Origin of the sequence: Pseudomonas sp. S37 (assembly GCF_016658545.1) — a bacterium.
Lineage (GTDB): Bacteria > Pseudomonadota > Gammaproteobacteria > Pseudomonadales > Pseudomonadaceae > Aquipseudomonas.
The window spans coordinates 23,390-31,215 of record NZ_JACVZC010000070.1 but is presented as its reverse complement, the minus strand read 5'-3'; the positions used below and the strand labels follow the sequence as shown (position 1 = coordinate 31,215).

General features: G+C 61.9%; 9 protein-coding genes. 7 read left to right on the top strand and 2 right to left on the bottom strand.

Features of this window, described 5'->3' with window-relative positions; genetic code table 11:
• Positions 1-91 precede the first annotated feature (91 nt).
• Positions 92-556: an Lrp/AsnC family transcriptional regulator gene (locus IAE39_RS19360; RefSeq protein ID WP_201205500.1), complete on the bottom strand. Its 465-nt coding sequence runs from the start codon at positions 554-556 to the stop codon at positions 92-94.
• 119 nt (positions 557-675) lie between these two features.
• Here IAE39_RS19360 and IAE39_RS19355 point away from each other — a divergent pair, with 119 nt between their 5' ends.
• The 3 genes from IAE39_RS19355 to IAE39_RS19345 all read left to right on the top strand — a co-directional run bounded on the left by IAE39_RS19355 (position 676) and on the right by IAE39_RS19345 (position 2,729).
• A complete protein-coding gene (locus tag IAE39_RS19355) occupies positions 676-1,395 on the top strand; it encodes an AzlC family ABC transporter permease (RefSeq protein ID WP_201205498.1) in 720 nt (239 codons plus the stop codon).
• A complete protein-coding gene (locus IAE39_RS19350) occupies positions 1,392-1,694 on the top strand; it encodes an AzlD family protein (protein WP_201205496.1) in 303 nt (100 codons plus the stop codon). Before IAE39_RS19355 ends, IAE39_RS19350 begins: the two co-directional genes overlap by 4 nt.
• A gap of 159 nt (positions 1,695-1,853) precedes the next feature.
• Positions 1,854-2,729, top strand: coding sequence for a universal stress protein (locus IAE39_RS19345; RefSeq protein ID WP_201205494.1), 876 nt, complete (start codon positions 1,854-1,856; stop codon positions 2,727-2,729).
• On the opposite strand, the gene IAE39_RS19340 is transcribed toward IAE39_RS19345, so the two are convergent.
• Positions 2,692-3,558: a helix-turn-helix domain-containing protein gene (locus tag IAE39_RS19340; RefSeq protein ID WP_201205492.1), complete on the bottom strand. Its 867-nt coding sequence runs from the start codon at positions 3,556-3,558 to the stop codon at positions 2,692-2,694. The two genes, IAE39_RS19345 and IAE39_RS19340, sit on opposite strands and share 38 nt — an antisense overlap.
• Before the next feature lie 155 nt (positions 3,559-3,713).
• Between IAE39_RS19340 and IAE39_RS19335 the strand changes: the two genes are divergently transcribed.
• The 4 genes from IAE39_RS19335 to IAE39_RS19320 all read left to right on the top strand — a co-directional run bounded on the left by IAE39_RS19335 (position 3,714) and on the right by IAE39_RS19320 (position 7,759).
• Positions 3,714-4,268, top strand: coding sequence for a GNAT family N-acetyltransferase (locus tag IAE39_RS19335; protein WP_201205490.1), 555 nt, complete (start codon positions 3,714-3,716; stop codon positions 4,266-4,268).
• 192 nt (positions 4,269-4,460) lie between these two features.
• Complete coding sequence (locus IAE39_RS19330) at positions 4,461-5,147, top strand: TetR/AcrR family transcriptional regulator (RefSeq protein ID WP_201205488.1); 687 nt, start codon at positions 4,461-4,463, stop codon at positions 5,145-5,147.
• Between the two features lie 336 nt (positions 5,148-5,483).
• The gene (locus IAE39_RS19325) at positions 5,484-6,368 is read left to right on the top strand and encodes a Rieske 2Fe-2S domain-containing protein (protein WP_328825622.1); all 885 of its coding nucleotides are present in this window, start codon (positions 5,484-5,486) and stop codon (positions 6,366-6,368) included.
• A 35-nt stretch (positions 6,369-6,403) separates the two neighbouring features.
• Positions 6,404-7,759 (top strand): FAD-dependent oxidoreductase, encoded by a 1,356-nt coding sequence (locus IAE39_RS19320; protein ID WP_201205486.1) that lies wholly within the window; start codon positions 6,404-6,406, stop codon positions 7,757-7,759.
• Positions 7,760-7,826 lie beyond the last annotated feature (67 nt).

Genomic DNA, 7,826 nt, shown 5'->3' with positions numbered 1-7,826 from the left:
GCCACCACCGTATTCGCGGGTAAACCCGCTCCTACATTGGTCGGTGGTGTAAACACACATCGGTGGCTCGACAGGGCTGAGTGATCAGTGGTCAAACCGGCAATTCAGTGGTCAGCTTGATCTTCTCCATCGGCACTTCGGTCTTCACGTTCTGCACCACACTCAAACTGGTCAGGTGCTTCACCTGAAAGCGGCGATAGGCCTCCAGGTCCGCCGCCACCACCCGCAGCATCAAGTCGCAATCGCCCGCCATCACATGGCACTCCACCACTTCCGGCAACTGGCGCACCGCCTCGACGAACTCATCCGTCGTATCCTGGTCCTGACGCTTGAGCCACACCCGCACGAACAGGGTCAGCCCCAGCGCCACCTTCGCCGGGTCGAGCAACGCCACGTAGCGCTCGATCACCCCCGCCTCTTCCAGCAAACGCACCCGCCGCAGGCACGGCGAGGCGGACAGCCCCACCTGTTTGGCCAGTTCCTGGTTCTGCAACCTGCCGTCACGCTGCAGCGCCCGCAGGATGCGCCTGTCGATGGCATCCAGTTTGATTGGCATCAAAAAACCTCTTTTTGCATATTTTCAGTAGCAGATGCCAAATACTCTGATCAACCATGCAACTACGCAAGCCAATTTCAGCGGTTCATTGGAATAATTTTCCTCCACTGGAGGTGACCATGAATACCCTTGAACCTGTACTGAACGATCCCCCCGCCACCACGCCGCCCAGCGAATTGCGCCGTGGCGCCATCGCCGCCTTGCCGGTACTGCTGGGCTTCATCCCCTTCGCCCTGGTACTCGGCGCGCAGGCGTCCCAGCACCAGCTTTCTGCCGGCGAAGTGGCACTGATGACCGGGCTCAACTTCGGTGGTGGCTCGGAATTCGCCGCCATCGAACTGTGGACCTCACCGCCGGCAATCCTGGTAATCGTCGCCATGACCCTGCTGGTCAACAGCCGCCACCTGCTGATGGGCGCAACCCTGGCGCCGTACCTGCGCCACCTGCCGCTACCCAAGGCACTGGGGGCGCTGTTCTTCATGTGTGACGAGAGCTGGGCCATGGGCCTGGCAGATGCTCGCCAGCGCGGTGGCTTCAGCCTGCGCTATTTCATGGGTGTTTCATTGTGCCTGTGGACCACCTGGGTCACCTTCACCAGCCTTGGCGCGCAAGCCGGGCCGCTGCTCGGCGACCTGCGCAGCTATGGCTTCGACATGGCCTTCGCCGCGGTCTTCCTGGTGCTGCTCAAAGGCATGTGGAAAGGTGTGCACGCCGCCGTGCCGTGGTTGTTCAGCCTGCTCACCGCGGCCCTGTTTTACCTGCTGATCCCCGGCGGCTGGTATGTGCTGGCAGGCACCGTGGCAGGCCTGGTGAGCGCTTACCTGTGGGCCAAGCCATGATCGACATCGCAACGCTGAGCACCATCGCCGGCATGGCCGTGGCTACCTACCTGACCCGTGCGCTGGGCTTTGTCCTGCTGCGCAAGCACACCCTGGGGCCGCAGCTGGCCCAGGTACTGAACGCCGCGCCCGGCTGTGTGCTGATTGCCGTGATCGCACCCAAGTTCGTCACCGGGCAGCCGGCCGACCTGATAGCCCTGGGGCTGACCGTGTACGCCGCCACCCGGTATTCGATCCTGCCGGTCGTGCTGTTTGCCATTGTCATTACCGGCATGCTGCGCTTGCTGTTACCGGCGTGACCCTGCGCAGCACCTACACTCCTTTGACCCAGGTCAAGCCCTTGCCGCCAGTTCGCGCGACGATGGCTGCGAGGAAGGAACGAATCACGCACCGCCAGGCGCATCGCGCTCAAGGCTTGCCTTCGAGCGCGATGCGCGGCCTTGGATAAGGAGCCCGCCATGAGTCCCCTGAAACACGTACTGGTTGCCACCGATCTGTCCCCCTACGCCCGTAACGCTGCAGAGCGCGCGGCCTACCTGAGCAAGGCGCAATCGGCCGCACTGGACTTGCTCTACGTGGCTAACCCAGCGCCCTTCGAGCGCCTCAAGCAGTTGGTGGTACCTGATGACGACCTGTTGAAACGGGTACTGGACAGCGCCGGGGAAAAAATCCGCGCGCTGGCCGCCATGCTGTTCCAGCGCTACGACATTTCAGCAGGTGTGCAGGTTGCCAATGGCTCGGTGGTCACTGAAATCAACCGCGTGGTGCAGGACAAGCACAGCAACCTGCTGGTCTGCGGCGCCAGGGGGCAAAGCCTGACGCGGCGCCTGCTGCTGGGCTCTACCGTGCAGAAAATGCTCAACCGCATGCCCTGCCCTTTACTGGTGGTCAAACCAGCCCCGCGCGATGCCTACCGCACCGTGCTGGTACCCGTCGACTTTTCGCCCGTGTCGCTACGCGCCATCGCGCTGGCCAGAACCATTGCCCCCCAGGCCGAAATCATTCTGATGCATGTGTATGAGGCGCCGTTCGAAGGCAGCATGCGCTTCGCCCACATCGACCACGACACCCTCACCCACTATCGCAACGTCATCCGCAAGGATGCCGTGGCCCAGCTTACCGCCTTGAGCGAGGCTGCCGGCGTGCCCGAAGCACGGCAGATTCTGGTACACGGCGACCCTGGCTGGCGCATCAGCGAGCAGGAGCTGGAACTGGAGTGCGACCTGATCGTGGTCGGCAAACAGGGGGCGAGCGCGCTGGAAGAGCTGTTGGTTGGCAGCGTGACCAAGCATGTGCTCAACGAATCGCAGTGTGATGTGCTGGTTTCGCCATAGCCGACCTGCGGAACCGAGAAAGCGAAACCCCGGTCTGGCGCTTGAAATAGCGGCACAGATAGGACGCGTCGGCGAAATTGAGCGCATCTGCAATTTGGCCGACCGACTGCTTGCTATAGGAGAGCAGCGCTTTGATTTCAAGCGTCACCTGACGGTCAATCAAGCCTTTGGGGCTGGCATTGAAGTACACCTTCGTCAGCTGCGACAGATAGAACGGGGTGATGCTGAGCGCGTCGGCATAGAACTTCACCTCGCGCTTGCGGGTGCAGTGCTTGCCAACCAACTCCCAGAAGCGCCAGCTAAGTGTTTCCTTGCGGCTGAACGCCCTGCCTGTTGCCGGCAGCCTTGGAAGCTGCTCGGCAATTTTCAAGAACAGGTTCTGCAGCTGGTTGCGCAGCATGGTGTGCTGGTACGTGCTACAGCACTGCACAATGTCCCGCATCTGCGCCAACCAGCCCTCCAACAGCGGCCGCTCGCACTCCGCAGGAATGCAGTGTGGGTGGTCATGCAAAAAAACAAACAACGCATTGGGCAGTGGGTAGGCGACCTCGGCCGCCAGCGCTTGCGGTACCAGGCAGAAAAACACCTTGAAGCACCGTGAGCGGCGCTTGAGCAAGGCAATGGTGTCCTCGGCCAGCACCAGCACATCCCCACGCCTGACCGCATGCTCTTTGAAGTTCAGGGTAAAGCGGGCTGCGCCGGACAGGCACACCAGAACTGTCACATAGGCCTGGCCAAACGACAGCGGCACCCCAAGCCCTTCGGCCAGACTGCTTTCACCTGCCTGCAGCAAATCGCCAGCCGCGCAGAGTTTCGGAATGTGATGCATCGCGCTCGATACCGCTGCCAGATAGGGGGAACAGCCTACCACCCTGCACAGGCTCAGTTTCGAAAAGTACCGATAGTACCGAGTTCGTGACGTTTCCCCTGAAGCCCCCCCTACGTACGCTGTTGTGGCCGAATCACCAGACACGAGTACCCCACATGAAGCTTGAAACCGAACGCTTGCTGCTGCGCCCCTGGCAGGAAAGCGATGCTGCCGACTTGTTCGCCTATGCCAAGGACGAGCGCGTCGGCCCCATTGCCGGCTGGCCCCCGCACACCAGCGTGGAACACAGCCGCGAGGTCATTCGCGATGTGTTCGACCACCCCGAGGTGTACGCCCTTGAGCTGAAACAGAACCACCGCGCTGTCGGCTGCGTCGGCCTGCTGATCGGCGGCAACAGCAACTTCGACATCAGCGAGCACGAAGGTGAAATCGCCTACTGGATCGGGGTGCCCTACTGGGGCCAGGGCCTGGTACCGGAGGCAGTGCGAGAGGTGATGCGCCACGCCTTCGAAACCTTGGGGCTGCAGGCCCTGTGGTGTGGCTACTACCCGCACAACAATCAGTCGCAGGCCGCCCAGGCGAAGTGTGGCTTCCGTCATCATCACACCGAGGCAAACACGTACAACCGCTTCCTCGACGACTACCGCACCGAACACATCAGCCGCATCACCTACCAAGAGTGGCTGGAGTACGTACAACAGCAACGCTAACCAACACGCAACATACGCTGCGCGCCGCGACCTGGCTGATTGCGGCGCTATCGGCGGCTGTCGCCCGCCTGATGGAAAACTACATGGGTCTGGCCCCGTAGGAGATGGCTGCCTTGCAACGCCTGGAGAAAAGCATGACACTCGCTATATACATTTCTATACACCGAAGCCTGAAAGACCAGATGAGCCGTGATGTACGCCCAAACCGACACGCCGAACGCTACCAACGCTGAAGCTGCTGCCCTTGCAGGCGCGCTCGATCAATCGCTTGGCAACCCCGGTATACGACGCAGGAACCTCAAGCTGATCCTGAGGGCTGCCAGCGAAGCGTTTTCCGTGAGTGGGTTCACCGCCACCCATTCGCACGACATTGCCGAACGCGCCGGTTTGCCCAAGGCCAATCTGTACTACTACTTCCAGAGCAAGGAAAACCTCTACATCCAGGTGCTGATGAGCTTTCTCGAGCCGTTGCTGAAAGCCTCGGCAGCGCTGCGCCACAGCGACGACCCGGTGCTGGGCCTGCAGGCCTATATCAAGGCCCGCATCCGCATCATTCGCGAACACCCGTTCGCCGCCACCGTGTTCAGCCAGGAGTTGCTGTCAGGGGGCAAACGCCTGCCCGAGGCGGGCAAGCACATGCTGCAGGAAGAGGCCCGGCGCAACGTGGCCTGGCTGCGCGGCTGGATCGAGCTTGGCCGGCTGGCGCCTTGCGACCCTGAACACCTCATGATCTTCATCTGGTCGGCAACCCGCACCTACAGCAACCTGGCCTGGCAAATGGCGCAGGTCAGGGGCATACCCGCCCCTGACAAGTCGGACTACGATCGCGCCACCCGCACAGTCACCCAGATGGTGCTGGGCGGGGTCGTGCCTGCGTAGCCAACAGGCTTGGCACGCGCATGCCGTTGCCGTGGCTCCGTTCCCTATGACCAAATGCATATAGACACTATATGCCCGTAACCATGGGCGGGGCTGCATTGGCTCTCTAGCATGGATTCGGCAGCGGGAACGCGCCTGCGAACGCTCCCGACGCTGCTATCATGACAAGGAGAACAATAACGTGACCATGAACGCCATCGCCTGCCGTGATGTAACCTGGAACCCGATCACCCAGCAAAGCACATTCACCGCGCAAGACCGGGAGATACTCTGCCAGCACTGGCACCCCGTCGCCTTTTCAAGCCCTATGCCGCCACGCTGCTTGACGAGCCTGTCGTGCTGTACCGGGCTGGCGGCAAGGTGAATGCCGCACGTGACATCTGCAGCCATCGCGGCGCCCCGCTGAGCAAAGGCTGGGTACAGGGCGAGAACATCATCTGCCCTTATCATGGCCTGCATTTCGGCACTGACGGGCGCTGCACCCGCATCCCTTCAGAGCCCAACGCCAACCTCACCGAACGCCATCGCATCCAGATGTATGCGACCCGCGAAGACTTCGGCCTGATCTGGGTGCTGATGTCCGGCAGTAGCGCGCCGTTTGCCGAAATGCCCTCCTGGCACGATGAAGGCTTCCAGCGCATCCTGCCACCGTCGATTGACATTGCCGCATCGGCCGGGCGCCAGGTCGAAGGGTTCATCGACGTTGCCCACTTCGCCTGGATTCACCATGAAGCCTTCGCTGAACGGGACAACCCCGTAGTACCGACCTACAAGGCAGAACTCACCCCTTATGGGGTACACGCCGAATACGTCAGCAATGTCAGCAATTTCCCGAAGAGCATGCAACATCGTGCGCCCGGCGATTTCCTCTGGACCAGGACCTTCGATGTCTTCACGCCATTTACCGCGCGCCTGACGGTCAACTTCCCCACCCCGCAGCACCGCCTGGTGATCCTCAACGCCGCCAGCCCGATCTCGGCGCGCAAAACCCGCATGTTCTGCGCCATCACGCGCAACTTCGACCAGCAGATGCCGCTGGAAGATGTGTATGCCTTCAATCAGCAGGTGTTCGAAGAGGACCGCGACATCGTCGAATTGTGCCGCCCCGAAGACCTGCCGCTGGACCTGGCGCTGGAAATCCATATTCCTGCGGACCGCTCCTCCACCGCCTACCGCCGCGCCTTACGGGCACTGGGCCTGGGCCAGGCGTTCACCCGCTGAAGCGCTGAGTGCAAACCGATCAAGGAGTACCAACCATGTTCAAGTGGGAATGTCTGGTCTGCGGCTTCATCTATGACGAGGCCGCAGGCATGCCTGAGCACGATATCCCGGCGGGCACCCGCTGGGAGGATGTGCCGGACAGCTGGTTTTGCCCGGAGTGCGGTGTCGGCAAGGCTGACTTTGAAATGGTCAGGCTGCCGGCTGATGCCGAGGCAAGCCAGCCAAGCACGGCGCCAGACCCGGTCATCATCCTCGGTTCGGGGCTGGCCGGGTACACCGTGGCGCGCGAACTGCGCAAGCTGGACAGCACTGTGGCAATCCGGATCGTGACCCGTGACGGCGGTGAGTTCTACTCCAAGCCGGCTTTGTCCAATGCGTTTCAAAGCGGCCGTTTGCCGGAACAACTGGTCACATTCAGTGCCGGGCAGATGGCCGAACAATTGAACGCCCGCATAGACGCCTATACCTCGGTAGAACGCATCGACACCGCCGCGCAACAGGTTTACATCAACGGTTCGCCGCAGCGTTACAGCGCACTGGTACTGGCCTTGGGTGCCGATGCCAGGCGGCCACCGCTGGAGGGTGATGGCGTTGATGCAATCATTACCGTGAACGACCTGGACGATTACCGCCAGCTTCGCCAACAGCTCGGCACAAGCAGCAACGTCGCCATCCTCGGTGGCGGGCTGATTGGCTGCGAATTTGCCAACGACCTGTGTCATGCCGGGCACCAGGTGAGTATTGTCGACCGCGCGCCTGGCCTGTTGAGTCGCCTGCTACCTGCCAAGGCGGCAGAAGAGATGGCCAATGCGCTGCTGTCCATCGGCGTGCGCCTGCAGCTGGGCAACGCCCCCGTCGCGGTTCACCGCAAGCACACCGGCCTGGAGGTGCAGTTGGCTGACGGTCAGCGGCTTGCGGTAGACCATGTGCTGAGCGCGATCGGCCTGGCACCCCGGGTCGAACTGGTGCGCGCAGCTGGCATTGCGGTGTCCAGCGGTGTCGTGACTGATGCCTGCCTGCAGACCAGCGCCAGCAATGTCTACGCCGTGGGCGACTGCGCCCAGGTGCATGAACGGGTATTGCCCTATGTGATGCCGATCATGCTCCAGGCCCGGGCACTGGCGAGGACACTGGCCGGGGAGCCCACGGCGGTGGCTTACCCCGCCATGCCGGTGACCATCAAGACCAGCGTGCTGCCCACGGTCGTTGCCTCGCCCATGGCCGATTCAGGCAAATGGTCGACCGAGTTGGCAGGCCGCTGCGAGAAGGGAATCGCCAGTGTGCGGTCCGTCTACCGGGACCAGCTCGACCAGCTGCACGGGTTTGTACTGATGGGCGCCAGCACCCAGGAGAAGGCTGAGCTGTTGAAAGCGTTGCCCGCCTGGAACTAGCCAGCCGCACGGCGGTAGCGGCGTGGACGCCCTCAGGCTAGCGCTATATTATTTAATATATAGCGAT

Excerpts from the sequence above, each read along its gene's own strand:
- IAE39_RS19360 (WP_201205500.1), bottom strand. The coding sequence starts at position 556 with ATGCCAATCAAACTGGATGCCATCGACAGGCGCATCCTGCGGGCGCTG.
- IAE39_RS19355 (WP_201205498.1), top strand. The coding sequence starts at position 676 with ATGAATACCCTTGAACCTGTACTGAACGATCCCCCCGCCACCACGCCG.
- IAE39_RS19350 (WP_201205496.1), top strand. The coding sequence starts at position 1,392 with ATGATCGACATCGCAACGCTGAGCACCATCGCCGGCATGGCCGTGGCT.
- IAE39_RS19345 (WP_201205494.1), top strand. The coding sequence starts at position 1,854 with ATGAGTCCCCTGAAACACGTACTGGTTGCCACCGATCTGTCCCCCTAC.
- IAE39_RS19340 (WP_201205492.1), bottom strand. The coding sequence starts at position 3,558 with ATGCATCACATTCCGAAACTCTGCGCGGCTGGCGATTTGCTGCAGGCA.
- IAE39_RS19335 (WP_201205490.1), top strand. The coding sequence starts at position 3,714 with ATGAAGCTTGAAACCGAACGCTTGCTGCTGCGCCCCTGGCAGGAAAGC.
- IAE39_RS19330 (WP_201205488.1), top strand. The coding sequence starts at position 4,461 with ATGTACGCCCAAACCGACACGCCGAACGCTACCAACGCTGAAGCTGCT.
- IAE39_RS19320 (WP_201205486.1), top strand. The coding sequence starts at position 6,404 with ATGTTCAAGTGGGAATGTCTGGTCTGCGGCTTCATCTATGACGAGGCC.